At 71.8% G+C, this 24,349-nt stretch carries 25 protein-coding genes; 7 read left to right on the forward strand and 18 right to left on the reverse strand.

Features of this window, described 5'->3' with window-relative positions; all coding sequences use genetic code 11:
- Window positions 1-154 precede the first annotated feature (154 nt).
- The 6 genes from ACFY10_RS12525 to ACFY10_RS12550 all read right to left on the reverse strand — a co-directional run bounded on the left by ACFY10_RS12525 (window position 155) and on the right by ACFY10_RS12550 (window position 5,767).
- The gene (locus tag ACFY10_RS12525; RefSeq protein ID WP_390665056.1) at window positions 155-1,057 is read right to left on the reverse strand and encodes a LysR family transcriptional regulator; all 903 of its coding nucleotides are present in this window, start codon (window positions 1,055-1,057) and stop codon (window positions 155-157) included.
- Window positions 1,058-1,088: 31 nt separating this feature from the next.
- Window positions 1,089-2,282 (reverse strand): glycine C-acetyltransferase, encoded by a 1,194-nt coding sequence (locus ACFY10_RS12530; protein ID WP_390665057.1) that lies wholly within the window; start codon window positions 2,280-2,282, stop codon window positions 1,089-1,091.
- A gap of 49 nt (window positions 2,283-2,331) precedes the next feature.
- On the reverse strand, window positions 2,332-3,360 hold the full coding sequence (gene tdh, locus ACFY10_RS12535; RefSeq protein ID WP_390665058.1) for an L-threonine 3-dehydrogenase: 1,029 nt from the start codon (window positions 3,358-3,360) through the stop codon (window positions 2,332-2,334).
- A 222-nt stretch (window positions 3,361-3,582) separates the two neighbouring features.
- Complete coding sequence (locus ACFY10_RS12540) at window positions 3,583-3,954, reverse strand: YybH family protein (protein WP_390665059.1); 372 nt, start codon at window positions 3,952-3,954, stop codon at window positions 3,583-3,585.
- Window positions 3,955-3,986: 32 nt separating this feature from the next.
- Window positions 3,987-4,700, reverse strand: coding sequence for an SDR family NAD(P)-dependent oxidoreductase (locus tag ACFY10_RS12545; protein ID WP_390665060.1), 714 nt, complete (start codon window positions 4,698-4,700; stop codon window positions 3,987-3,989).
- A 128-nt stretch (window positions 4,701-4,828) separates the two neighbouring features.
- Window positions 4,829-5,767 (reverse strand): LysR family transcriptional regulator, encoded by a 939-nt coding sequence (locus ACFY10_RS12550; RefSeq protein WP_390665061.1) that lies wholly within the window; start codon window positions 5,765-5,767, stop codon window positions 4,829-4,831.
- Between the two features lie 151 nt (window positions 5,768-5,918).
- Here ACFY10_RS12550 and ACFY10_RS12555 point away from each other — a divergent pair, with 151 nt between their 5' ends.
- From ACFY10_RS12555 to ACFY10_RS12565, 3 genes are all read left to right on the forward strand, one after another.
- Window positions 5,919-6,221: a muconolactone Delta-isomerase family protein gene (locus ACFY10_RS12555; RefSeq protein WP_390665062.1), complete on the forward strand. Its 303-nt coding sequence runs from the start codon at window positions 5,919-5,921 to the stop codon at window positions 6,219-6,221.
- Window positions 6,218-7,450 (forward strand): YbfB/YjiJ family MFS transporter, encoded by a 1,233-nt coding sequence (locus tag ACFY10_RS12560; protein ID WP_390665063.1) that lies wholly within the window; start codon window positions 6,218-6,220, stop codon window positions 7,448-7,450. The genes ACFY10_RS12555 and ACFY10_RS12560 overlap by 4 nt, the downstream gene beginning before the upstream one ends.
- Before the next feature lie 141 nt (window positions 7,451-7,591).
- Window positions 7,592-8,197 (forward strand): GPP34 family phosphoprotein, encoded by a 606-nt coding sequence (locus ACFY10_RS12565; protein ID WP_390665064.1) that lies wholly within the window; start codon window positions 7,592-7,594, stop codon window positions 8,195-8,197.
- Between the two features lie 224 nt (window positions 8,198-8,421).
- On the opposite strand, the gene ACFY10_RS12570 is transcribed toward ACFY10_RS12565, so the two are convergent.
- Together ACFY10_RS12570 and ACFY10_RS12575 are read right to left on the reverse strand one after the other, a co-directional pair.
- Entirely contained in the window at window positions 8,422-9,333 is a 912-nt protein-coding gene (locus ACFY10_RS12570; protein ID WP_390665065.1) for a hypothetical protein, read from the reverse strand.
- Window positions 9,334-9,338: 5 nt separating this feature from the next.
- Complete coding sequence (locus tag ACFY10_RS12575; protein ID WP_390665066.1) at window positions 9,339-9,686, reverse strand: hypothetical protein; 348 nt, start codon at window positions 9,684-9,686, stop codon at window positions 9,339-9,341.
- A gap of 43 nt (window positions 9,687-9,729) precedes the next feature.
- Between ACFY10_RS12575 and ACFY10_RS12580 the strand changes: the two genes are divergently transcribed.
- On the forward strand, window positions 9,730-13,452 hold the full coding sequence (locus ACFY10_RS12580; RefSeq protein WP_390665067.1) for a CHAT domain-containing protein: 3,723 nt from the start codon (window positions 9,730-9,732) through the stop codon (window positions 13,450-13,452).
- A 20-nt stretch (window positions 13,453-13,472) separates the two neighbouring features.
- On the opposite strand, the gene ACFY10_RS12585 is transcribed toward ACFY10_RS12580, so the two are convergent.
- The 8 genes from ACFY10_RS12585 to ACFY10_RS12620 all read right to left on the reverse strand — a co-directional run bounded on the left by ACFY10_RS12585 (window position 13,473) and on the right by ACFY10_RS12620 (window position 19,666).
- Window positions 13,473-14,072, reverse strand: a complete 600-nt coding sequence (locus ACFY10_RS12585) for a TetR/AcrR family transcriptional regulator (RefSeq protein ID WP_390665068.1) — start codon at window positions 14,070-14,072, stop codon at window positions 13,473-13,475.
- Between the two features lie 57 nt (window positions 14,073-14,129).
- Window positions 14,130-14,711: a GAF domain-containing protein gene (locus ACFY10_RS12590; protein WP_390665069.1), complete on the reverse strand. Its 582-nt coding sequence runs from the start codon at window positions 14,709-14,711 to the stop codon at window positions 14,130-14,132.
- 60 nt (window positions 14,712-14,771) lie between these two features.
- Entirely contained in the window at window positions 14,772-15,371 is a 600-nt protein-coding gene (locus ACFY10_RS12595) for an ATP/GTP-binding protein (RefSeq protein ID WP_099932743.1), read from the reverse strand.
- Window positions 15,349-15,720, reverse strand: coding sequence for a DUF742 domain-containing protein (locus ACFY10_RS12600; RefSeq protein WP_030936141.1), 372 nt, complete (start codon window positions 15,718-15,720; stop codon window positions 15,349-15,351). Before ACFY10_RS12600 ends, ACFY10_RS12595 begins: the two co-directional genes overlap by 23 nt.
- A 2-nt stretch (window positions 15,721-15,722) precedes the next feature.
- Window positions 15,723-16,157 carry a roadblock/LC7 domain-containing protein gene (locus ACFY10_RS12605; protein WP_030936144.1) on the reverse strand — a complete coding sequence of 145 codons (435 nt, stop codon included), beginning with the start codon at window positions 16,155-16,157 and terminating at the stop codon, window positions 15,723-15,725.
- A gap of 80 nt (window positions 16,158-16,237) precedes the next feature.
- Entirely contained in the window at window positions 16,238-18,403 is a 2,166-nt protein-coding gene (locus ACFY10_RS12610; RefSeq protein WP_390665070.1) for an ATP-binding protein, read from the reverse strand.
- Window positions 18,404-18,787: 384 nt separating this feature from the next.
- Entirely contained in the window at window positions 18,788-19,198 is a 411-nt protein-coding gene (locus ACFY10_RS12615) for a VOC family protein (RefSeq protein ID WP_266963214.1), read from the reverse strand.
- Between the two features lie 75 nt (window positions 19,199-19,273).
- Window positions 19,274-19,666, reverse strand: a complete 393-nt coding sequence (locus ACFY10_RS12620) for a helix-turn-helix domain-containing protein (protein WP_390665071.1) — start codon at window positions 19,664-19,666, stop codon at window positions 19,274-19,276.
- A gap of 113 nt (window positions 19,667-19,779) precedes the next feature.
- On the opposite strand from ACFY10_RS12620, the gene ACFY10_RS12625 reads away from it, so the two are divergent.
- On the forward strand, window positions 19,780-20,166 hold the full coding sequence (locus ACFY10_RS12625) for a cupin domain-containing protein (protein WP_390665072.1): 387 nt from the start codon (window positions 19,780-19,782) through the stop codon (window positions 20,164-20,166).
- A gap of 37 nt (window positions 20,167-20,203) precedes the next feature.
- On the opposite strand, the gene ACFY10_RS12630 is transcribed toward ACFY10_RS12625, so the two are convergent.
- Together ACFY10_RS12630 and ACFY10_RS12635 are read right to left on the reverse strand one after the other, a co-directional pair.
- Entirely contained in the window at window positions 20,204-20,992 is a 789-nt protein-coding gene (locus tag ACFY10_RS12630; RefSeq protein WP_390665073.1) for a DUF429 domain-containing protein, read from the reverse strand.
- Window positions 20,993-21,044: 52 nt separating this feature from the next.
- On the reverse strand, window positions 21,045-22,301 hold the full coding sequence (locus tag ACFY10_RS12635; RefSeq protein WP_390665074.1) for an MBL fold metallo-hydrolase: 1,257 nt from the start codon (window positions 22,299-22,301) through the stop codon (window positions 21,045-21,047).
- 391 nt (window positions 22,302-22,692) lie between these two features.
- Between ACFY10_RS12635 and ACFY10_RS12640 the strand changes: the two genes are divergently transcribed.
- Window positions 22,693-23,871 carry a Glu/Leu/Phe/Val dehydrogenase dimerization domain-containing protein gene (locus tag ACFY10_RS12640; protein ID WP_390665075.1) on the forward strand — a complete coding sequence of 393 codons (1,179 nt, stop codon included), beginning with the start codon at window positions 22,693-22,695 and terminating at the stop codon, window positions 23,869-23,871.
- Between the two features lie 82 nt (window positions 23,872-23,953).
- Window positions 23,954-24,337 carry a VOC family protein gene (locus ACFY10_RS12645; RefSeq protein ID WP_390665076.1) on the forward strand — a complete coding sequence of 128 codons (384 nt, stop codon included), beginning with the start codon at window positions 23,954-23,956 and terminating at the stop codon, window positions 24,335-24,337.
- The last annotated feature ends 12 nt before the right edge of the window (window positions 24,338-24,349 follow it).

A 24,349-nucleotide genomic window follows, 5' to 3' on the forward strand; every position in this document is an offset into this window, starting at 1 on the left:
TACGAGCAGGCCCCAGACCGGTTCGAAGGTCTTCCAGCCACCGGCGTACGCGGTCCTGGTCGAGCCCGAAGACGAAGCCGGCGTTGACCATGACCCCGGCGTTCACCGTCACACGCATGGCAACCCGGACTGCGTGCGACCGGTGGCCGGTTCCCTACGCCCGGGCCGCCTCGCCCAGCGCCTCCAGCACCGGCCGGATCAGCGGGTGCTCCTCGGCTCCCCGGCGTACCGCCGCGAAGACCCGGCGGGTGGGTGCGACCCCGTCCACCGGCCGTACGACCACGCCCGTGAGGTCCATCCCGCGCAACGCCGAGCGCGGCACGAGCGCCACGCCCGCGTCCGCCGAGGCGAGCGCGACGACGGCCCGGAAGTCGTCCGAGGAGTGTTCCAGGCGTGGCTGGAATCCGGCGCTCTCGCAGGCCAGGACGACCACTTCGTGGCAGGGATTGCCGGGGTACGGGCCGATCCACGGGTCCTTGGCCAGGTCGGCCAGCGGGATCTCGGTGGCGTCGGCCAGCCGATGGCGCACCGGGACGACCGCGTCGAAGGGCTCGGCGTACAGCGATACGTGGGTCAGGCGCGGGTCGTCGGCGGGCGGCGCCCCGCGGTACTCGACCGCGACCGCGACGTCGACCTGGCGGTCCAGGACCATCGGCAGGCTGGCGTCGCCCTCGGCGTCCTGGACGCGGATGCGGATGCCGGGCGCGGAGGAGGCGAGGCGTGCCACGGCCGGCGCCACGACCAGAGCGATGCCGGTCGCGAAGGAGGCGACGGTGACCGTGCCGGCCGCGCCCGAGCTGTACGCGGCGAGCTCGGCCTCGGCCCGCTCCAGCTGGGCGAGGACCGCGTTGGTGTGGCCGAGCAGGATCTCGCCGGCCGGAGTCAGCCGCACGCCCTTGGCGCTGCGCTCGACCAGGCGGTGGCCGGTCTCCTGTTCCAGCGCGGTCAGCTGCTGGGAGACGGCGGAGGGCGTGAGATACAGCGCGGCGGCAGCCGCCGTCACCGTGCGGTGGTCGGCCACCGCACGGAGGATGTGGAGCCGCCGCGCTTCGATCATGGGATCGATTATCGCAATATGTCCGGGGTTCTCAGGCCTCCAGCTCCGCCCGTGCCGCCACGAAGGCGTCGACGGCCCGGTTGACGTCGTCCGTCGAGTGCGCGGCGGACAGCTGCACGCGGATGCGGGCCTGGCCCTGCGGCACGACCGGGTAGGAGAAGCCGATCACGTACACGCCCCGCTCCAGCAGCAGCTCCGCGAGGCGGCCGGCCTTGGTCGCGTCGCCGATCATCACGGGGGCGATGGCGTGGTCGCCGGGGAGGATCTCGAAGCCCTCCTCGGTCATCCGGCGGCGGAACAGCGCGGTGTTCTCGGCGAGCCGGATGCGCAGGTCGTCCGCCGACTCCAGCAGGTCGAGCACCTTCAGGGAGGCCGCGGCGATCACGGGGGCGAGCGTGTTCGAGAACAGGTACGGCCGCGAGCGCTGGCGCAGCAGGGCGACGATCTCGGCGCGGGCCGCCACGTAACCACCGGAGGCGCCGCCGAGGGCCTTGCCCAGGGTGCCGGTGATGATGTCGACACGGTCCATGACGCCGTGCAGCTCGGGGGTGCCGCGGCCGCCGGGGCCGACGAAGCCGACGGCGTGGGAGTCGTCGACCATGACCATGGCGTCGTAGCGGTCGGCGAGGTCGCAGATCTCGCGCAGCGGGGCCACGTAGCCGTCCATGGAGAAGACGCCGTCGGTGACGATCAGTCGGCGCCGGGCGTCGGACGCGTCCTTCAACTGCCGTTCCAGATCGGCCAGATCACGGTTGGCGTAGCGGAAGCGGCGGGCCTTGGACAGCCGGATGCCGTCGATGATCGACGCGTGGTTGAGGGCGTCGGAGATCACCGCGTCCTCCGGGCCCAACAGCGTTTCGAAGACACCGCCGTTGGCGTCGAAGCAGGAGGAGTACAGGATCGTGTCCTCCTGGCCGAGGAAGGCGGACAGCCGGGCCTCGAGCTCCTTGTGCACCTCCTGGGTGCCGCAGATGAAGCGGACGGACGCCATGCCGTAGCCCCAGCGGTCCAGTGCCTCGTGGGCTGCGGCGACGACCTCGGGGTGGTCGGCGAGACCGAGGTAGTTGTTGGCGCAGAAGTTGAGGACCTCGCCGGGGCGGCCGCCCGCGGTGACGTTCACGGTGGCGGACTGCGGGGTGCCGATCACGCGCTCGGGCTTGTGCAGGCCGGCGGCGCGGATCTCGTCGAGGGTGGCGCGCAGGTCGTCGCGCACGGAGTCGAACATGGGGGAAGCTCCTAAAATGCCTTCGCCGAAAGGGAGTTACGCGGTCGGGTTACGCGGTCCAGTCCAGGATGACCTTCCCGCCGCGGCCGCTCGCCGCGTCGGCGAACGCCGCCTCGAAGTCGCCGTAGCCGTACCGGCCGGTGATCACGGGCGACAGGTCGAGGCCGCCTTCCAGGAGCACCGACATCGCGTACCAGGTCTCGAACATCTCACGGCCGTAGATGCCCTTGATGGTGATCATCGAGGTGACGATGCGGGCCCAGTCGACCGGGAACTCCTGAGCGGGCAGGCCGAGCATGGCGATACGGCCGCCGTGCGTCATGTTGGCGATCATGTCGCGCATGGCCTCGGGGCGGCCGGACATCTCCAGGCCGATGTCGAAGCCCTCGCGCAGCCCCAACTCTCGCTGTCCGTCGGCGATTTCCGACTCCGCCACGTTCAGCGCGAGGCTCGCGCCGATCTTCCTCGCCAGCTCCAGCCGCTCCTCGCTGACGTCGGTGACGACGACGTTGCGGGCGCCCGCGTGCCGGGCCACCGCGGCGGCCATCAGGCCGATCGGGCCGGCCCCGGTGATGAGCACGTCCTCGCCGACCAGCGGGAAGGACAGCGCGGTGTGCACGGCGTTGCCGAACGGGTCGAAGATCGCGGCGACGTCGAGGTCGACCGGGACGCGGTGCACCCACACATTGGCGGCGGGCAGGGCGACGTACTCGGCGAAGGCCCCGTCCCGTCCCACGCCGAGCCCGACCGTGGCACGGCACAGGTGCCGCCGCCCGGCGAGGCAGTTGCGGCATTTCCCGCAGACCAGGTGGCCCTCGCCGCTCACGCGCTCGCCGACGCCGATGTCCGCGACATCACGCCCGGTCTCGACGACCTCACCGACGAACTCGTGCCCGGTGATCAACGGCGTACGGATGGCCTGCTGCGCCCAGCCGTCCCAGGCCTGGATGTGCAGATCGGTGCCGCAGATGCCGGTGCGCAGCACCTTGATCAGTACGTCGCCGGGTCCGACGGCCGGCTCCGGGACGTCCGTGAGCCACAGCCCGGGCTCCGCCTTCTCCTTGACCAGCGCCTTCAACGCTACGGCTCCTGTGGGTGCGACCCCGGGTCCGGGCATGCCGAAGGCGCCCGCAACCGGGGAGAGGGGTGGAATCGCGTAGCAATCTGCCGTACGACGCCACCCCTGGTCCATCGAGGTTTTCTTAAGCCGCGCCGCAGCTCCGCTTCACACCCGCCTCGCCCGCCTCACAGCTGCCCCGCTCGCTGACAGTGCGCCCCGGGGCCGCTCGGGAGGGCGGAGCTAGCCGAGGCGGGAGACCTGGTAGTGGCTGATGTACCAGTCGTCCTCCGCGCGGGTCACCAGAACCGACAGCTTGACCTGCAGCGCGGGCCGGTCGGTGAACGAGAACTCGACGTCCAGGTAGCCGAGGACGAGGCCGTCGGCGGGCCGTCTGGTCTCGAGGATGCGGTAGGCCGCCTGCATGCCGAGGGGCTGGGAGTCGTAGTACTCGGCAACGCCCTGCCGTCCGACGGTGTACGGGTGCAGCCCCTGGAAGACGGCGTCCTCGGTGAAGCGGGCGGCCACGCGCTCGGGCTGGTGTGCGTCGACGCCGGCCTTCCACTGGTCGAGGACTGCGCTCAGGATCGCCTTGTCGTCCTTGGTGGTGGTCATGTCCGTTCCTTGGTCGGTGATGTGACGAGGTGTCAGTGTCCGGCGCTCATGCCGCCGTCCACGTGCAGGATCTCGCCGGTGACGAACGGAGCCGTCTCCAGGAAGAGCACGGCGTCGACGATGTCGCTCACTTCGCCCATGCGGCCCACCGGGTGCAGGGCGGCGAGGAATTCGTGCGTCTCCTCGGCGTGCATGGGGGTCTTGATGGTGCCGGGCGAGACGGCGTTGACGCGGATGCCGCGGGTGGCGTACTCGACGGCGAGGGACTTGGTGGCGGACTGCAGACCGCCCTTGGTCAACGAGGCCAGGACGGACGGAACCCGGGAGTCCGCGGCATCGACCAGGCTGGTGGTGACATTGACGATGTGTCCGCCGCCCTGGGCGAGCAGGTGCGGTACGGCCTGCTGGGTGAGGTGGAAGAAGCCGGCGACGTTGATGCCGGTCACGGCGGCGTAGTCCTCGGCCGTGTAGTCCGTGAAGGGCTTGGCGACGAAGATGCCCGCGTTGTTGACCAGGGTGTCGATACGGCCGAACCGCTCGACGGCGGCCGCGACGACCCGCTCGGCGGTGGCCGGATCGGCGATGTCGCCCTGGACGGTGACGACGTCGGCGTCGTCGACGGCGGTGATGGTGCGCGAGGTGGCGACGACCGTGTATCCGAGCTTGCGGTAGCCCTCGACGAGGGCGGCGCCGATGCCCTGCGAGGCGCCGGTGACGATCGCGACCTTCTGGTTCCGAGTGCTCATGATGACCTTCTCCCGAGGGTTTGACCGGTACTAGCCGACCGGTCGACTATTTGGAAGGTAGGTCGGGTCGCTCGGCGGCGGAAGGACCGGCTTCCTCCTGCCTGGGAGGCGCAGACTTCCAGGCCAGGTCAGCCCGGGAGCGCGTACGGATCGTCGGCGGGCAGCCAGACGTCCGGGGCATGGACCCCGAGGTCGCCGACGCCCGCGCACAGCGCGTCGACGGCGGCAAGGACCCCGGCGCGGTCCTCGGCCTCCCGCCAGACCAGGGACCAGGTCCAGTAGACCTTCGGCGCCACGATCTCGCGGCGGACCAGGTCGGGCGGGAGCGAAGTGGTCTGCCCCTTGGGCGAGTTGAGGACCGGGCGGCGGCAGCGGCGGACGTGGTCGAAGAAGGCGGGGCCGGTGATGGCGCCGTCGGAGATGCGCACCGTACGGGCGCCGGTGGCCTGTGCGAGCTCCTCGGCGTACACGTTCCAGGACGCCCAGGAGGTGATGTCGTCGTCGATGAGGACGTCCGTGTCCTGGGCCGCCACATCCGGTACGTCACTGCTGTCGCCACCCTTGGCGACGGCGTAGAGCCGGTCGGCGCCGATCAGCCGGGCCCGCAGCCCGAGCCGCTTGAGGTCCTCGGTGCGTACCCAGCACACGGCGAGGTCCAAGCTGCCGTCGGCCACCCGGGCGGCCTGGGTGTGCGAGGGAGCGACCCAGGCGTCGACATGTACCTGGGCCACCGCCGCCGTACGTGAAGTCAGGTCAGGCGGGAGCCAGTTGACGTAACCGAGCCGCACCGACTGGGAGCCAGACAGCCGGCCGGCCCGGCGCTTGAGGTCGTCGGCCCGATCCAGCAGGGCGCGGGTGTGCGGGAGGAGGGCGGCTCCGGCGGGGGTGAGGGAGACCGAGCGGCGGTCCCGGTCGAACAGCCGGACGCCCAGGTCCCGTTCGAGAGCCTTGATCTGCTGGGAGAGCGAGGGGCCCGCGATGAGCAGCCGCTCGGCGGCCCGGCCGAAGTTCAGTTCCTCGGCGACCGCGACGAAGTACCGCAGCTGGCGCAGTTCCACGCGCGCCATCGTACGCGCGCTGGGAGGCTGCGCCTATCAGCAGCGAGGAAGCCGGTCGTGGCATCGACGCTGGTCACGGGCGCACGATGGGGCCACTGCGGACTTCCGGACACCGACACCGGAAGGCATCGGGAATACCTAACGGCATCGGAGAGAGACCATGCGAGAGTTCCTGGTCGAGATCACCACCACCGTCCCCGAGGGCACCAGCCAGGACGAGGTCGACCGGCGGCGCGCCGCCGAGGCCGTCCGCGCGAGGGAGCTGGCCGCCGCCGGCAATCTGGCCCGACTGTGGCGCCCCGTGGGCGAGTTGCGCAGCATCGGTGTGTGGCGGGCCGCCGACGAGGCGGAGCTGCACGAGAAGGTGCTCGGCACGCTGCCGCTGCGCCCGTGGATGACCCTCGCCGTCACCCCGCTCGAGGCCCACCCCAACGACCCGGGGCAGGTCGACGGCACCCGATGAGCACCTCCCCCTGGACTCATGTCGCCCGGGCCGCGGCGGCGCTCGCGGCGGGCATGGGAGTCGGCCGCTTCGTCTACACGCCGATCCTGCCCCTGATGCACACCCAGGCGGGCCTGTCCGCCGGTGCCGGAGCGAACCTGGCGACCGCCAACTACGTCGGCTATCTCGTCGGGGCGCTCGCGGGCATCCTGCTGCCGGCGCTGGTGCGATCACGTACCGTCCTGCGCGGCTCCCTGCTCGTACTGACCGCGACGCTCGCCGCGATGCCCCTCACCCACAGCACCGCGGTGTGGGTCGCCCTGCGCCTGCTGGCCGGGGCGGTGAGCGCCCTGGTCTTCGTCGTCGCGGCCAGTTCCCTCCTGCACCACCTGCACGGGCACCCGGCGCACCTGCCCGGCTGGGCCATCGGCGGCGTCGGCGCCGGCATCGCGCTGTCCGGCCTGCTGCTCCTGGCGCTGCGGTCCGCCGCGGACTGGCGGGCCGCCTGGTGGGCCTCGGCCGCGCTCACCGCGCTCCTCACCGTCGGCTCGTGGCACCTGCGGCCGGAGGCGGATCCGCCCGCGAGCAGCGAGAAGACCGGGAGTACGGCGCCGCGCACACACCGCTGGTTCGGTGCTCTGTTCGTGAGCTACACCCTGGAGGGCATCGGCTACATCGTCGCCGGAACCTTCCTGGTCGCGGCGATCGGCCAGGGCTCCCCCGGCTGGGTCGGCACCGGCTCCTGGGTGCTGGTGGGGCTGGCCGCCGTTCCGTCCCCGGCGCTGTGGGCGCGGCTGGGACGCCGCTGGTCCCGGCCCGCGCTGCTGCTCGCCGCGCTGGTGGTGCAGGCGGTCGGCATCGCCCTGCCCGCCCTGGTCGGCGGCACGGCTGCCGCACTCGTCTCGGCGGTGCTGTTCGGCGGCACGTTCCTGGGCATCAGCATGCTCGCTCTGGCCACCGGCGCCCACCTGCGCTTCCCCCGCTCGGTCGCCCTGCTGACCGCCGGATACTCCGTCGGCCAGATCCTGGGCCCGCTGGTCGTCGCCCCGCTGCTGCATCACGGCTACCACCGGGCGCTGCTGCTGGCCGCCCTCGTGGTCCTCGCCGCGGCCGCGGCCGCCGCCGTGCTGCGGATCGGCTTCCCGCACCACATGGTCGTAGTACGACACACAGCGCCGCCGCGGCAGCGAGAATCGACCGAGGACGCCCGGCCTGCACAGGGCCTGTCCGGCGGATCAGGGCAACTGTAGGTAACGTCGCCTTGTGGCCGACCCGAGCGGGGTCTGGTGCGCGTGCCAGGGCCCGCGACGCCGGCATGATCCGCCGGGCAGACCCTGAGGCCGGCCCCGACGCTCTCGCCCCGCACTCGGCCGACTGACCTGGAGCCGCTCATGAACACCGCACGGGACCTCGCGATCGTCGCCCTGGACGCGGCGCCCAGCCGCCCGGTCGACCAGGGCGACCTGTCGCTCGTACTCGCGGGCGCCGAGGTGCTCGACCTCATCGAGGCCCTGGCGCTCACCCTGGACGGTGACCGCATCCTCCCCAGCGCCCAATCGCCCACGGGCGACCGCCTGTTGGACGAGGCCGCCTCCTCGCTCGTACGGCAGGAGCCGTACGAGTCGGTCGAGGACTGGCTGTGGCGCCGGGGCCGCGGGCTGTCCTCGGTCTACGTCGACGACCTGGAGCGGGTGGGACTGACCGCCCGGCCGCGCGGTCGCCGGATTCCGCTGCGGAGCGGGCGAGCCGAGCTGGTCGACTCGCCGGCCCGCCGCCAGGCAGAGGAGCGCTGGGCGTCGGGCGAACCGGTCCTCGCCGCCCTGGCTGCCGCGGCCGGCATCCACGAAGAGCAGGCCGAGGTTCACGAGGACCTCTCCGGCGAGGCGGTCACGACCGTGCTGGCCGCCGTCGGTGACGCGGTGATGGAGCTGGAGGCCGTACGCCAGCGCAAGGCGATCGAGGACGCCGCGTTCGACAACGTCTGGCGCGGCTACTAGGCCCTGTCGTTTGGATCAGGTCGGCTGCAGAGAACGGTGCCTTGTGGCCGCCCCGAGCGGGGTCATGGGGGTCCCCCACGCCCTCGAGGCAGTGAGGGAGCGCGTGCCAGGGCCCGCGACGCCGAGCTGATCCAAACGGCAGGGCCTGGCGGCCACCGGTGCCACACCGCCCTCGGAGGCAAGCCTCCCTTCACCCGCGTCGACAACTCCGCGGGTCAATACATCTAGCGGCCCTTCCGCACGAGGTCGGTGATGCGCTCGCCCTCGCCGATCGTGAGCGGACCGGTCTCCTCCGTGGGATCGCCGACCCCCAGCGCGGCCGCCAGCGTGCGGCCGTGCAGATCGAGGACGGCCTCGGTCAGGGTGGTGAAATCGGCTACGGCGGCGCGGGCGCGGACCCAGCCGGTGAGGCCGATGCCCGCGGCGACCAGCACAGCAGGCCACCACACCACGGTGAGCAGCAGATAGGGCGCGGCCCAGGTCCCGGTGGCGACCGCGGCGGCGAACGCCGAGTGCGCGGCGGTGAGTTCGGCACGTGCGGGGTCGGGGAGAACCAGCCAGAGCCGGGACCAGCCGTAGGCCAGGTCGAGTCCGTAGCGGTGGTGGGCGATCGACTCCACGGCGTGGATCCGGTCGCCCATCCAGGTCGGCCTGCCCGGTTCGGCCATGGCCAGCCGGGTGACGCGGTCGGCCGCGGTGTCGATCCGGTCCTGCTGCTCGCGGGTGCGTGTGCCCGGGCCTACGCGTTCGAGCGTTCGGCGTTCCTCGACGAGCCGGTGCCACCGCGCGCGTCGGTGCGCCGTCCGCGCCACCGCGAGCGGGTCGAGGAGGCGGGGCCACTGCCCCAGCCAGACGCGCCGGGTGACTCCGGCCAGCGCCTGAACGACGAAGCCCACACCGGTCGCGGCCACCAGCACGGCCGCGACGAGGAGTGCCTGTGCCCCGGCCGACAGGTCCGCGACCGTGCCGGCGGTGTCCTCGGCCCGCCGGGTCAGCAGCGGGACGTTCCACGCGTCCGCATGGCCGAGCCTGACGGACAGCCACACCGTGCCGAGGAAGAACGCACCGGGCAGTACGAGCAGGCTGATCCACCGGTCGGCCAGGGTCTTGGCCAACTGCTCGAAGAACCCGCCCACTTGCGCTACCCCCGCTCCATGGGCCGGCCGCCCATGACGGCGCAGCGTGGGATCGCCCCGGCCGGGGGCGGTACCGCCGTCCGGTCGCAGGCGCCGTCCGGGCAGCGGAAGTTCTCCTGACGGGCGGTTCCCGGACCGGCTCCCGGCAGCCCCGTCGCAAGCGTCCGCAGAGTGGTCTCACGATCGGTGTCGAGCAACTGGCCCAGCAGAGTGAGCAACGGGCGCCGGGCCCGCGCCTCGGCCACGATCCGTTCCAGCAGTTCCTGACGTTCCGCTGAGTGGAGCCGGGTCTCGCCGATCAGCGCGTCGAACTCCTGGCACAACGTGGTCAGGGCCGATCGTTCGGCGTCCACCAGGGCTCCTCCTTCCGTCAGTTGGCCGATAGTCTCACGGGCGATGACCTCCGACCACCGGCTTGATCCGGAGCTGTTGAACCAGCAGGCGGTCGACCTGCTGGACCGGGCCACCCGGTCGGGTGACACAGGCCTGCTGGGCACGTGCATCTCGTTGTTCCAGGGCATTGTCGCCCTGACACCGCACCGCCATCCACACCGTGCCACCCGCCTGTACAACCTCGCCGAGAGCCACCGGGCGCGGTACGCGCTGACGTGGCAGGAGGACGACGCCGACCAGTCGATCGTCATCGGGCGAGAGGCCGTAGCCGTCCTCCGCGACGACGATCCGAACGCCGCACTGATCCTGTCCAACCTCAGCGCCACCCATCTCCAGCGGTTCCAGCGGGCCGGGCACCTCAACGACCTGGACGGGGTCATCGAGTTCGGGGAACGGGCGATCGCCGCGACCGGAGCCGCCGCGAACATCGGGGTGTACCTGACCAATCTCGCCACTGGCTACCTGCATCGGTTCCAGGGGACCGGACACTTCGCGGACCTGGACAGAGCCATCGACACAGGCGAGCGCGCGTGGGCCGCCACCCCCGCCCACGCCCCTCACTGGGCCACAGTCCTTGCCAATCTCGGCACCGCCCACTGGGAGCGGTTCGGGCGGACGGGCCGTCCGGCGGACCTCGATCGCGCCATCGCCATCGGAGAACAGGTCGCCACCGACACCGGCACCGGTGTCCCGCACGGCGCGACGGTCCTGTCCAACCTCGCCGCCGCCTACCATGCCCGCTTCGAGCGGACCGGGAACCTGGCCGACCTGGACCGGGCCATCGAGCTCCACGAACACGCGGTGGCCGCCGCACCGGACGCCGCTCCCGACCGCGCGGCCTACCTGTCCAACCTCGGCATGGCGTACCAGGCACGGTTCGATCGGCTGGGGGAGGTGGCCGACCTTGACCGGGCCATCGACCACGTCGGTCGTGCGCTCGCCGCGGCGCCCCAGGGGCTCCGCCTTTTCGCGACGTTCCTGTCCAACCTCGGTGTCGCGTACCGCGCGCGGTTCGAGCGGCTTGGGGACGTGGCCGATCTGGACCGGACCGTGACGCATCACGAACAGGCCGTGGCCGCCACGCCCGCCGACCACCCGGATCTCGCGTACCGCCTGTCCAACCTCGGCGCCGCATACCACGCGCGATTCGACCGGAAAGGAAACACCCTCGACGTGCACCGGGCCGTCGAGAGCCTCGAACGAGCGGTCGCCGCCGTACCCGCCGATCACCCACTCCGCGCGACAGCCCTGAACAACCTCGCCGCGGCCCTGCGGGGGCGGTTCGAGCGGTTGGGAGACGTGGCCGATCTGGACCGGGCCATCATGCATCACGAACAGGCCGTGGCCGCCACGCCCGCCGACCACCCGGATCTCGCGTACCGCCTGTCCAACCTCGGCCTTACCCACTGGTCCAGGTTCACCCGCACCGGGGAGACGTCCGACGTGGATGCGGCCATCGATGCCGGCAGACGCGCGTTGGCCGCCACGCCGGACGACCATCCGGACCGTGCGATGCGCCTGACCAACCTCGGCAACGCCTTCCAGCAACGGTTCGGGCACAGCGGTGGCCTGCAGGACCTGGACCGGGCCGTCGTGTATTACGAACAGGCAGTGGACGCGACGCCGACCGACCACCCGAGCCGGGCAGGCTACCTGTCCAACCTCGCGGTCGCCCACCAGGCGCGGTCCCAACGCAGCCGCGCCGCAACCGACTTCGACCGCGCAGTCGACCTCGGACTCCTGGCGCTCACGGCCACCCCCGCCGACCATCCCGACCGTGCGCTGCGCCTGTTCAACCTCGCGCGGGCCCATCAGACCCGGTACGAGCACTCGGGCGACCCGGCCGACCTGGACCGCTCTGTCGACCTGGCCCGGGAGACAGCCGTAGCCGTCCCTGCCGACCATCCGGACCGCGCGCGGTATCTGTTCAACCTCGGCAACGCCTACCGGCTGCGGTTCCAGCGCACTGGCGCCACGTCCGACCTCGACCGCGCCGTCGACGCCGCGGAACAGGCGGTCGCGGCCACCCCCGACGACCACCCCAACCGGGCCGCACGCATCCATCTCCTCGCGGTCTGCTGCATGAGGCGCTGGAACAGCGGCGGCGCCCTCGACCGGTCGCGGATCGCCCGGCTCGCGGAGGACACGCTCGCGGCCACGACGGCGTCCCCGTTGAACCGGCTCCGCGCCTGTTGGTCGGTCGGTCGGCTCGCGTACGTGCTGGACGAACTGCACACCGCCCGCGTGCTGTTCGACACGGCGGTGGAGTTACTGCCGTTGGTCGCGGCGCGGGAGACCTCCACGGCGGACCACGAACACCGCCTCGGCACGAACCGGGGGCTGATCGGCGAGACGATCGCCGTGCACTGCGCCCTTGACGATCCTGGCGGCGCGGTCCAGGCCGGTGAACTGGGCCGGGCGGTCCTGCTGGCGTCCCGGCTGGCCCTGCGGACACCCCTTGCCGACCTCGAGGCCCAGCACCCCGCACTGGCCGGCCGCCTGCGCCGCGTCCGCGACGCCCTCAACGCGCCGGATCCCCCGGCCATGGCGCCGCCCGGCGGCCGGGACGTCGACCACGTCGACCGGCGCAAACGGCTGTGGGCCGAGCACGACGCCGTACTGGCAGAGATCCGCCGACTGCCGGGCCTGGACCGGTTCCTGCTCCCGCCGACGTGGACCGAACTGCGGCCGACCGCCACCGGCGGGGCAGTCGTGCTGCTCAACGCCGGCCTGCAGCGGTGCGACGCCATCGTCGTCACCGCCGACGGGCCCCCGCTGCCGGTGCCGCTGCCCGAACTGCGGCTTGCAGACGTCGACACGTGGGCCACCGAGCTGACCGAAGCAACGCACGACGAAAGCTCGTTCACCGGCGAGCTGCGCCGGCAGCGGGTACTTAGGGAGGTGCTCGGCCGGCTGTGGGACACGGCGGTCGAGCCGGTCCTGGACGCCGTCGAACGCCTGCTGGGCCGAGAGGACGGAGTACTGCCCCGTGTGTGGTGGATACCGACCGGACTGCTCGGGCTGCTGCCGCTGCACGCGGCCGGGCACCCCGGGCGGGCCGGGGCGCTCGACCGGGTGATCTCGTCGTACACACCCACCCTGCGCGCCCTCGCCCGTGCTCGCGAACGCCCGGCCGCGACAGCCCTGCGCCGGCTCACGGTCGCCCTAGACCGCACCCCGGGTCTGCCGGACCTGCCGGCCACCGCCGCCGAGGCGGCGAGCCTGCACGCCGCCCATCCCGACATGCCACTGCTCAACAACGAGCAGGCCACTGCCGCCCGCGTGACCGGCGCACTCCCCGAGGCAAGCTGGGCACACTTCGCCTGCCACGCCGGCACCGACCCCGACGCACCGTCCGAGGGCGGACTCCACCTCCACGACCGTGTCCTGTCCATCGCGGAGATCGGCCGCAGCAACCTCCACGAGGCCGAACTCGCCTACCTGTCCGCGTGCTCCACCGGACATGTCGGCCGGCGGCACGCGGACGAGTCCATCCACCTCGCCTCCGCGTTCCAGCTCGCCGGGTTCCGGCACGTCGTCGCGAGTCTGTGGCCCCTGGACGACGGCGTCGCGGCCGGCGCGGCCGACCACTTCTACCGGCTGATGCCGGCCACACCGTCCGCCGATGACGCGGCACGCGCGCTTCACCGCGTCATCCGGCATCTGCGCGCCGAGCACCCCGGCCGACCACACCTGTGGGCGTCACTGATCCACAGCGGGCCCTGATCCGCTTGCCCGATGCGGCACTATGAACCGGTGGCGCCCAGCAGCGCCCGGCAGTTGTCCCACAGCGGGGTCAGTCGCCTGGTGTTGTTGTACAGCTTGGCGAACATCACCTGGCCCTCGAGCTGGGCCACGACCGCCTGTGCCGCCTCGCGGGTGTCGGTCACGGTGACGTGGCCGCGCTCGCGGGCCTCGGTGATCACCGCTTCGACCATGTCGACCTGTGCGTCGAAGATCTCCTGCAGTCGCCCGCGGACGGCCTCGGTCCGGTTGCTCAGCTCCAGAGTGAGGTTGCCGAACAGACAGCCCGACACCGTGCCGCAGCCCAGCTGCGCGGCGCGCTGGCCGGCCTCCGTAACCTCGAAGAGCTGCCGCAGCCGCTGCAGCGGTTCCGCGTCGCCGCCCAACGAGCGTGCCCAGTCGCGCTGTTGGGCCGCCCAGTGCTCGTCGACGACGGTGAGCGCGAGGGCCTCCTTCGACTCGAAGAAGTAGTAGAAGCTGCCCTTCGGCACCCCGGCCGCCTTGCAGATCTCGGCCACGCCCAGCGCCGAGTAGCCGCGCCCCTCGATGAGCGAGCGCGCGGCACCGAGGATCTTCTGCCTGGCGTCACTGGTGCGTCCCACGACGCAAGTGTACGTAAGTACTAGACCGGTCGGCTAGTGAGTCGACCTCGCCCGCCGTCACAGCAGCGGGAGCCCGTCCGCCTCCCGTCGCTCCAGCCGGGCGACCAGATCGGCCGCCGTCGACTTGATGGTCTCCAGACCGGGCCTGCCCCAGGGCCGCGGCTCCACGTCGACGACGCACACGGTGCCGAGCACCATCCCCGTACTGTCGATCAGCGGTGCGCCCAGATAGGAGCGGATGCCGAACTCGTCGACCACCGGATTGCCCGCGAACCGCGGGTAGTCGCAGACGTCCTCCAGAACCAGCGCCTTGCGCCGGACCACCACATGGGGGCAGAAGCCGTGGTCACGGGCCAGCTCACGGCCCAGCACGGGCGTGGTGCCGTCGGCCTTCACCACGGGTGGTGCGACGTCCGAGAGGTGCAGGCCCGCGAAGAACTGCCGGTTCTCGTCGATGAAGTTGACCATGGCGTACGGCGTCCCGGTGAGCTCGGCGAGGTGGTCCGCGTAGGCGTCGAGGGCGGGGTCCGGATGTTCTGCGAGGCCCAGTTGACCGAGGCGCCGGGCCCGGGCGGGGGCCTCCTTGTCCTCGGGGGTGAGCAGCAGACGACCGGCCGGGCGCGCCGGGTCGTACCTCATGGGCGGGCTCCGTCACTGTGGACGCAGGGCATATACGGGCTCCATGGCGGTGTGCGGGGATCACATGTGGGCGCCGTGGCTCGGCGCGTGCGCCGGAGCGTGGGCGATGAGGTGCCGTACGAGGGTGAGCAGGGTCTGCACTCCGGAACTGGAGATCCGGGCGTCGCAGCGCACGACGGGGATCGCCGGGTCGAGGTCGATGGCGGCGCGGACCTCCTCGGGGTCGTAGCGGTACGAGCCGTCGAACTCGTTGATCGCGACGATGAAGCCGAGGCCGCGCTGCTCGAAGAAGTCGACCGCCGCGAAGCACTCCTCCAGGCGGCGGGTGTCGGCGAGGATGACCGCGCCGAGCGCGCCCTCGGAGAGCTCGTCCCACATGAACCAGAACCGCTCCTGCCCGGGCGTGCCGAACAGATACAGCACATGTTCCGGGTCGAGGGTGATGCGGCCGAAGTCCATGGCCACCGTCGTCTCGACCTTGTTCTCGATCCCGTCGAGAGAGTCGGTCGCGGCGCTGACCGTGGTGAGCAGTTCCTCCGTGCTGAGCGGCGCGATCTCGCTGACCGCGCCCACGAAGGTCGTCTTGCCTACTCCGAACCCTCCCGCCACAAGGATCTTGAGTGCGGTGGGGAAGGGGTCAGAGCTGTCGTCGTAGTCCATCGAGCACTGCCTCCAGAAGGGCCCGGTCAGTCGGGTTGTGGTGGAACTCGGGGGGCTTGGTGGTCAGCGCCCCGCAGTCGACGAGGTCCGACAGCAGCACCTTGGTGACCACCGCCGGCAGCTTCAGTTGGGCGGCGACCTCGGCGACCGAGACGGGCGCGCGGCACAGGTCGAGCGCCTGCGCGTGTTCGGGGCCGAGGTAGCCGAGGGGGGTGGCTCCGGTGGCCATCACATGCGACAGGAGGTCGAGCGCGATGGTGGGCCGGGTGCGGCCGTTGCTGACCGTGAAGGGGCGCACCAGCCGACCGGCCGCGTCGTCGAGCCAGGGCCCGTCGCCGACCGCCGCCACGCTCAAGGCCTCATCGCCGTGGGTTCGACGGCGTGCTGCCGGGGCGCGGTGACCAGATAGGGGCGGACGCTCTTGACCAGCATCGCCATCTCGTAGCCGAGCACCGCCGCGTCGGCCTCGCGTCCGGCCAGCACGGCGAGACAGGTACCGGAGCCGGCGGTGGTCACGAACAGCAGGGTCGAGTCGAGTTCGACGACGACCTGGCGCACGTCCCCGCCGTCGCCGAAGCGGACCCCGGCGCTGCGGCCGAGGGAGTACAGGCCGGAGGCCAGCGCGGCCATGTGGTCGGCGCTGTCCGGATCGAGGCCGTGGACCGACTTCACGAGCCCGTCGCAGGAGAGAAGTACCGCACTGGTCGTGTGGGGTACGCGCTGCACGAGGCCGCTCATCAGCCAGTCGAGATCGGATACATGGCCGGTCGGCGCATCGCTCGCCATGGTGGATCGACTCCTTGGGGTACGAAGGTCCGCGGGAGCGGTGGGGGTGGGGGCGGAAACGGGGGTGGGAACAGAGGTGGTCATCCGGCTGGTGCGCTCCCGTCGTGCCGGGTGGGATGGTCGGTGCCGCGCGCGGACGCGGGGCGCGCCTCGGCTATGTGGGCCGGGTCCATGTGCGATACGTCCATGGAGGGCGGCGGGGTGGTGGCGGTGACGTCCGTGTGGAGAACGTCCAGGGACGAGGTCGGCAGCATGGGTGCGGCCACTGTGTGAGCCGGATCGGTGAGCGGGCGCGGCTCGATGCGCGCCGCCTGCTCCATGGGCTCCAACATCATGTGTGCCTGATCCATGTGCGTCTGATCCATGTGGGCCGAAGCCATGTGTTCCGGTTCCGGGTGCGCCGACGACGTCGTGTGTGCGGCTCCCGTGTACTCCGAGTGCTCCGAGTAATCCGTGTAATCCGAGCGCTCCGACTCCAGGTTCTGCTGGGCCTCCGCCAGGCCGATGCCACGCTGGAAGGCGGCCATCAGGCCCGGGTCGTGGCCGGCGACGTACTCGGTCTCCTGGCGTGGCGCCGGGCCGTCCCGCAGCTGGGGTGCGATGTGTTCCTGGGCGCGGCGGCGCGGCAGTTGGGGCTTGCCCATGGTGCCGCGGACGGTGCCGGTGCGGGGCGTGGGTGGTGTGGCCGCGTTCTCCGAGACGAGCCGCCGGTCGTCCGGCCGGATGCCGGGCAGGGCCTCCGCGGGATTGGCCCGCTCCTCGTGGGCACCGCGCACCGGAAGCGGTGCCGGTCCGCTGCCGCCCTGTGTGCTGCCGTTGAGCGGACTGCCGTGCGGCGCGGCGGCCGTGGGCTGCGCCGCCTCCCGCTGCTGCGCACGTCGCGGTGCGGGTGGCGGGGGCGCGACGTGACGCCCGCCGGCCTCGGGCCGGGGCACGGGCGGCGTCTGCGGTTGCGGGGACCGGGGCGGTACGGCCCGCTCGGGCGTCCCCATCACCCCGGTGACACCGTGCGGCTGCGCTGCGACCCCGGGGACGCCCGGCGCCGAGCCCAGCAGCCCCTGCGGTACGACGAGCACGGCCTGCACCCCGCCGTAGATGTTGGTCTGCAGGCGGACGTTGATGCCGTGCCGCCGGGCGAGCTGGGAGACCACGAACAGTCCGATGCGGCCGTCCGCGAGCAGGCTGGCGACGTTGACCTGGTCGGGGTCGTCGAGCAGGGCGTTCATCTTCTTCTGCTCGGCGACGGGCATGCCGAGGCCGCGGTCCTCGACCTCGACGGCCAGTCCCGAGGTGACGAGGTTGGCGCGCAGCAGGACCTGGGTGTGCGGGGCGGAGAACACCGTGGCGTTCTCGACGAGTTCGGCCAGCAGGTGGATGACGTCGGCGACGGCGTGGCCGCGCAGCGTGCCGTCGATCGGGGGCACCAGCTTGACCCGGGAGTACTGCTCGACCTCGGCGATGGCGGAGCGCAGCACCTCGGTCATGGAGACGGGGTTGCTCCACTGCCGGCGGGAGACGGCGCCGCCGAGGACGGCGAGGTTCTCGGCGTGGCGGCGGATCCGGGTGGCGAGGTGGTCGACGTGGAAGAGGCCCTTGAGCAGGTCGGGGTCCTCGATCTCGTTCTCCAGCTCGTCGAGGATGGAGATCTCCCGGTGCACCAGGGACTGCAGGCGCCGGGCGAGGTTGACGAAGACCTCGAGCTTCTGTTCGCTGCCCGCCTGGCTGGAGAGCTGGGCGGCCTGTACGACGGCGGTGACGGCACCGTCGTGCGCGCGCGTCAGGTCGGCGGCGAGCAGCTCGAAGTCGTCGGCGTCGTCGGGGGGAGAGCTGCGGGGCTTGCGCTGGGGCGGGGTGTCGCCGCGGCGCAGCGCCTCGACGAGGTCGCGCAGGTCGGCTTCGCCGCGGGCACTGATGCGGCGCAGGGCACCGATGCGGTCACTCACCGACTTGGCGGCGCGGTCGGCGGCCACGGAGGCGATCAGGATCCCCGCGAGGGCCACCGCGGCGGCACCGGCGAGCACGCCCCACAGGGTGAGGCCGGGCCGTGCTCCGGTGGTGCGGACGGTGAACAGGACGGCCGCGCTCGCGCTCAGGGCGACCGCGACCGGTGGCAGCACGGCGAGCCGCAACAGCTGGGGCCGTATGTGGGTCTCGGGCAGCGAGGGAACGGGACGGGCAACCGGCCGTCCGTGCCGCCCGCCCTCGCGGCGGTCTGCGCGTGCGGCCGGTGCGCGAAGGTGAGACATCGGTGTCCTCGTCGTACTGGTGCGTCGGTGCCTGGGGCGCGTGCTGCGCGGTTCGGGCATGCGTTGCCCGATGGACACTCACAGTAGTCGCCAACCCATCATGTGCGGTGGGCAGTTGACAAAGTCCCACGCACAGCGTCCCGCTCTGGTATGAGGGCTCGTACGACAGACCGATAAACCGAGCGGGCGCATGATCCCGTTGCAGAACGGATCGATCAGAGCTGGTCAGAAGCGGTCGCAGTAAAATGCCGAGGGCCGGGGAGCGCTTGCTCCCCGGCCCTCGCCGACTGCTCTTTTCTGTCCGCCCACGGGCCCGCCGGGACCGTTTTCGGGCGCTCCCGCACCGCCGGGAGTCATCCCCCAAGCGTTACTCAGCGTATTGAACTAGGCCTTCGGCTGGGTGAAACGGATGCTGTTGCCGAAGGGGTCGCGAAGGCCGCAGTCGATTCCGTACGGCCGCTCGGTGGGCTCCTCGGTGAACTCGACGCCCTTGGCCTTCAAGGTCTCGTACGTCTTGCGGCAGTCCTCGGTCCGGAAGATGAGGAAGCCGCCCGTCGCGCCCTTGGTCAGCAGTTCGCGGACCTGTTCCGCCGTCTCCTCGGACAGCCGCGGCGGACCGGGCCGCTCCAGCAGGACCTCGCGGTCCGGCTGACCCGGGACATTGATGGTGAGCCAGCGCATGAAGCCGAGGTCGGCGTCGGTGTTGACCTCGAGGCCGAGCTTGCCGACGTAGAAGTCGAGCGCCTCGTCCTGGTCGAGTACGTAGATCTGCGAGTGCGTGATTGCTGTGAACATGTGCATCACGCTACGAGCCCGGCACCGCGAAAACTTATCCAAAACTGCTCTGTCGGCCGAAGGGCGAGCAGACGGTCAGGCGCTCGGCCGCATCCACGCCATCGTGAAACAGGTGGGGACGTCCAGGGCGACGGCCTGCTTGCGGTACTCCCTCGGCGAGCGGCCGACGATGTCGCGGAATGTGCGGCTGAAGGTGCCCGGGCTGCCGAAGCCGACCTCGAAGCAGATGTCCGTGATGCTGCGGTCGCTCTCCCGGAGCAGGAACATGGCGCGCTCGACGCGGCGGCGCTGCAGATAGCGGTGCGGTGTCTCGCCGAATGTCGCGCGGAAGGTGCGGGCGAAGTGTGCCGGGGAGACATGGGCGATCCGGGCCAGGGCGGGTACGTCCAGCGGCTGCGCGTAGGCGCGGTCCATCGCGTCCCGGGCCCGCAGCATACGGCGGTTGGTCTCTTCTGCGGCACGGCTCACGGCGCCATCACACCATGGTTGGCCGGCCGGTTCCCCGCGGGGGCCGACGGACCACGGCTAGCCTGGTGACGAGACGGGGCCGCCGCTCGACGGCCCGAGCGGAAGGAGCCGTCATGGACCTTCGACACGATGAGGTTCTCCTCGCCCGCCCCGGTGACCGACGGCCCGGGCCCACGACTCCGGGGATGGACCGGCAGGAGGCGTTCGCCACCGACGGCATGTGGTCGGGATTCGTCCGCACCGAACCCGGGATGGTCTCCGGGTGGCACCACCACGGCGAGAACGAGTCGGTGATCTACGTCCTCACCGGGGCCCTGAGGATGGAGTTCGGCCCGGACGGCTCGCGCACCCTCGAAGCCGGTCCCGGCGACTTCATCTATGTGCCGAAGGGCGCCGTGCACCGGGAGAGCAACCCCTCGGCGGAACCTGCCGACATCATCGTCACGAGGGCCGGGACCGGGCAGTCCACGTTCAACGTCGACGGGCCCGAACAGGGCTGAGACGGCGGCTCCCGCCCCCCTCCTGCCGGCGGCATCTTCAGCGAAGGGCGGCCAGCTCCCCGCCCGGCAGGTGGATCCATCCCTCCTGACCGGCGGCGGCGCGCTCCTCCGTGGTGTCCGGCCACCGGGTGTCCCCGACCAGGACGGCGCGGGCGACCAGCGCACAGACCAGGGCGTCGAGATGGTCGTGGCTGTCGATGCACTGCGCACGCACCGGCTCGGTCAGGGGCAGCCCGAGGCCGTCCTCGATCGAGCGGACGATGTGCTCGCGCACCTCGCGGGCTTCCGGTCCGGCGTTCTTGTAGCTGCGGGCGGGACGAATCCCCCACAGCCTCAGGGCCGCGGCCGGATACACCTCGGCGAGCGGGCCCGATCCGTCCCGGGGCACGGGGGTGCCCGCGGCCGCGAGGGCGTCCAGGAGACGGGCCGCACGCAGGGCCACGACGCCCAGCAGATCGGTGGACACCGACAGCGGCGGCCGCATCGCGGTGGCCTTCCAGGTGAGGTCATCGGTCAGCCGGAACCGCAGCGCGTCCAGTCCTGGCCGGCCGTCCGTGCGCTCCTCGAAGCGGGCCGCCGGCGGCAGCCGTATGCCCTCGTGGTGGGCGAGGACCGTCGCCACGAAGCTCGACGGCCAGCCGAGCGGGCAGTCGAGGCCGGTCTTGTCGGCGGCCCGGACCAGCGCCAGCAGGTCCTCGTCCCCTTGCGGCGCGAGGAACTCCACCGCCAGGGCGCCGTCGTCTCCCCACACCACACGGCACACAGCGGTCCGCCGTGCACTCGCGGCCAGGTCGATCCCGACCGTCACCGCCTGCTGAAGCCTCATGCCGGGATCCTCTCCTGGCATGCCGGGCGGCTCACGGCCTCCCCCGTCGAGATCAGCCCGCCGATACGGTCTCGGGCTCCCCTGTGCCCTCCGCGGACTCGCCCTGCTCGGCGCCGTCCGCGCCGGCCGGGGCCCCGGCGGCGGAGGTCTTGATCGCCGCCTCCGTCAGGGCGTCCGCGGCCGGCCAGCCGCCGGCCGGGGCCTGGGCCACGGCGCGCCACCACGGCTCGGACGGGACGGTCTCGGCGGTGGGCTCGAAGGGCTCGCCGGGGCGGGGCAGGGCGACGCGGGAGCCGGTGGCGCGGGCGGCCGCGAGCGTGCCCTCGCCGGGCTCCGCCCAGGGGTGCGTGGCCAGGTTGAAGGTGGCCCAGTGGATCGGCATCATCACGCCGTGCGGCTCGCCGCCCTGCAGGTCGAGGTGGGCGCGCATGCCCTCCTGCGGCGTCATGTGGATGTCGGGCCAGAAGTCGGAGTACGCGCCGATCTGGATCATGGTGGCGTCGAACGGACCGTGCTCGGCGCCGATGTCCTTGAAGCCCTCGAAGTAGCCGGTGTCACCGCTGTGGAAGATCCGGTGCTCGCCCCCGGCGACGGACCAGGAGGCCCACAGGGTGTGCTGGGTGTTGCGCAGGCCGCGGCCGCAGAAGTGGCGGGCCGGGGTGGCGGTCAGGGTGAGGCCGCCGACCTTGGTCGCCTCGTGCCAGTCCAGCTCGCGGATCCGGTCCACCGACACACCCCAGTGCTCGAGGTGGGCGCCGACGCCCAGGGGGACGGCGAACAGCGTGTCCGTGTCGGCCAGGGCCTTGATGCTGGGCAGGTCCAGGTGGTCGTAGTGGTCGTGCGAGATGACGACGACGTCGACCGGGCCGAGCGCGGCGAGCGGCAGCGGCACGGGGTGCAGGCGCTTGGGCCCGACGAAGGAGAACGGGGAGCAGCGCTCGCCCCACACGGGGTCGAAGAGCACCCGCTGTCCGTCGATCTCGGCGAGCACGCTGGAGTGCCCCATCCAGGTCAGCCGCAGTCCGGTGGCGGGCGGCTTCGCGATGTCGGCGAGCGTCGTGGGGTGCACCGGCACCGTGCCCTTGGGGGCGCGCTGGGGCCGCTCGTCCTTGTCGAAGAACACCTTCGCGAAGTCCAGCGCGGAGCCGGAGGGCCGGGTCCGGGCGGTGCCTCCGGGATTCTGGAAGACCCCGTCCTTGAAGTGCGGTGATCTGCGGATGCGCGCGAGGCGCTCACCGCTCGGGTCCGCGCCGAAGGCCGCGGGCTGCAGCGCGCGGAGCCCGGAGCTCAGGCTACGGAAACCGGACACGGTACCTCCAGGTGGAGTCGACGAGGCATTCCATTATGGTCGGCTCCTCCGACAACACCTGTGTCGTCCGGGTCGCTGCGGGCTCATTCCAAGGAAAGCCCAAAGATCCGGCACCGTACGACCTCTACGAAGTAGAGGTCCCCTTGCCGCCCTCCCGGCTCGCCTCCTGCACCGCCGCACCCACCTCCCGCAGGAATGGGCCCACCGCTTCGAGAACCGCGGAGCGTCGGCGTCCATTCCCGTCACCACGCCGACACCGCGGTGATCAATTCCGCCATTGACAGGGTGAGCCCCCGATTCCGATACTGACTGACTATTCAGTAATTCGCTCAGTGATCCGGGAACCTCGACTCCCCCGCCCCACCCTGATCGCCATCCGCGAGGAGATCGCATGACCGCCCCCCTGATGTCGGTCACCTGGACCGACCACCTCACCGGCCGCCAGGGCTACCTGGTCGTCGACCGGCTGGTCCGCGGCGTCTCCAGCGGCGGACTGCGCATGCGCGCGGGCTGCACCCTGGACGAGGTGGCGGGGCTCGCGCGCGGGATGACCATGAAGGAGGCGCTGCACTACAACCCCGAGGGCCGCTACATCCCCCTGGGCGGCGCCAAGGGGGGCATCGACTGCGATCCCCGGGACCCAGGGGCGTACGCACTCCTGGTGCGCTACCTGCGCGCCATGAAGCCGTACGTGGAAAGCTTCTGGACCACCGGGGAGGACCTCGGTCTCACCCAGGACCTGGTGGACCGGGCAGTGGCCGAGGCGGGGCTCGTGTCCTCGATCCAGGCGGTATATCCACTGCTCGACGACGAGACCACGGCCCGCCGGCGGCTCGCCGACGCGTTCGCGATCGAGGTGGACGGCATCGGGCTCGACGAGCTGGTCGGCGGCTGCGGGGTCGCCGAGTCCGCGCTGACCGCCCTGGACCGGGCGGGTGTGCCGTACGAGGGCACACGGGTCGCCGTGCAGGGCCTGGGCACCATGGGCGGAGCCACGGCACGCTTCCTCGCGCGCGCGGGGCTCACCGTCGTCGCCGTCGCCGACATCAAGGGCACCGTCGCCAACCCGGCGGGCCTCGACGTCGAGGCGCTGCTCGCCGCGCGGGACGCGTACGGCACCGTGGACCGCGCGGCCCTGCGCCCCGACGACCGTGAACTGCCCGGCGACGCCTGGCTGTCGGCCGAGGCGGAGGTGCTCGTGCCCGCGGCGGTCTCGTACGCGATCGACACCGCGGGCCAGGAGCAGATCACCGCCCGCTGGATCGTCGAGGCGGCCAACATGCCCGTGCTGCCCGAGGCGGAGGAGCTGCTGGCCGCGCGCGGAGTGACCGTGCTGCCGGACGTGGTCGTCAACTCCGGGACGAACGCCTGGTGGTGGTGGACCCTGTTCGGCGACATCGGCCCGGACGCGGAGGAGGCGTTCGCCCACACCCGCCGCTCGATGCGCGCCCTGACGGAGCAGATGCTGGCCCGCGCGGAGTCCGACGGGACGACCCCGCGGGCGGCCGCGCACGCCATCGTCGCCGACCGGCTGCCGGCGATCGCGGAACGCTTCGGCTGGTACCGGTGAGAGCGACCCGGCATTCCGTGCCGCGCGAGGACTGAGCGCAATTCGGTGGCGTTCGGCGTGGAGATCAGGAAGGGTCGCGCGCATGGTCTCGGTAATGCAGAACGTGGCGATCGACTGTGCGGATGCCTACGAGCTGGCTCGGTTCTGGAGCAGTGTGACGGGCCGTCCTCTGCATCCGGAGGACAGACCGGGCGACCCGGAGGCTCAGGTGCTGCTGGCGGAGGGCCCGGTGCTGCACTTCAACCAGGTGCCCGAGGCCAAGACGGTCAAGAACCGGATCCATCTGTGTCTGCGCCCCGAGACCTCGCGCGAACAGGAGGTGGACCGGCTGCTGGGCCTCGGTGCCACCTTTGTCACCGATCACCGCAACCCCGATGGTTCGGGCTGGGCCGTCCTTGCTGATCCCGAAGGCAACGAATTCTGCGTTCTGCGCAGCGAGTCCGACCGGGCGACCATGAATTCCTGACGCTCACGCGCC

This window comes from Streptomyces sp. NPDC001401, from assembly GCF_042895385.1.
In the GTDB taxonomy this organism is placed as follows: domain Bacteria; phylum Actinomycetota; class Actinomycetes; order Streptomycetales; family Streptomycetaceae; genus Streptomyces.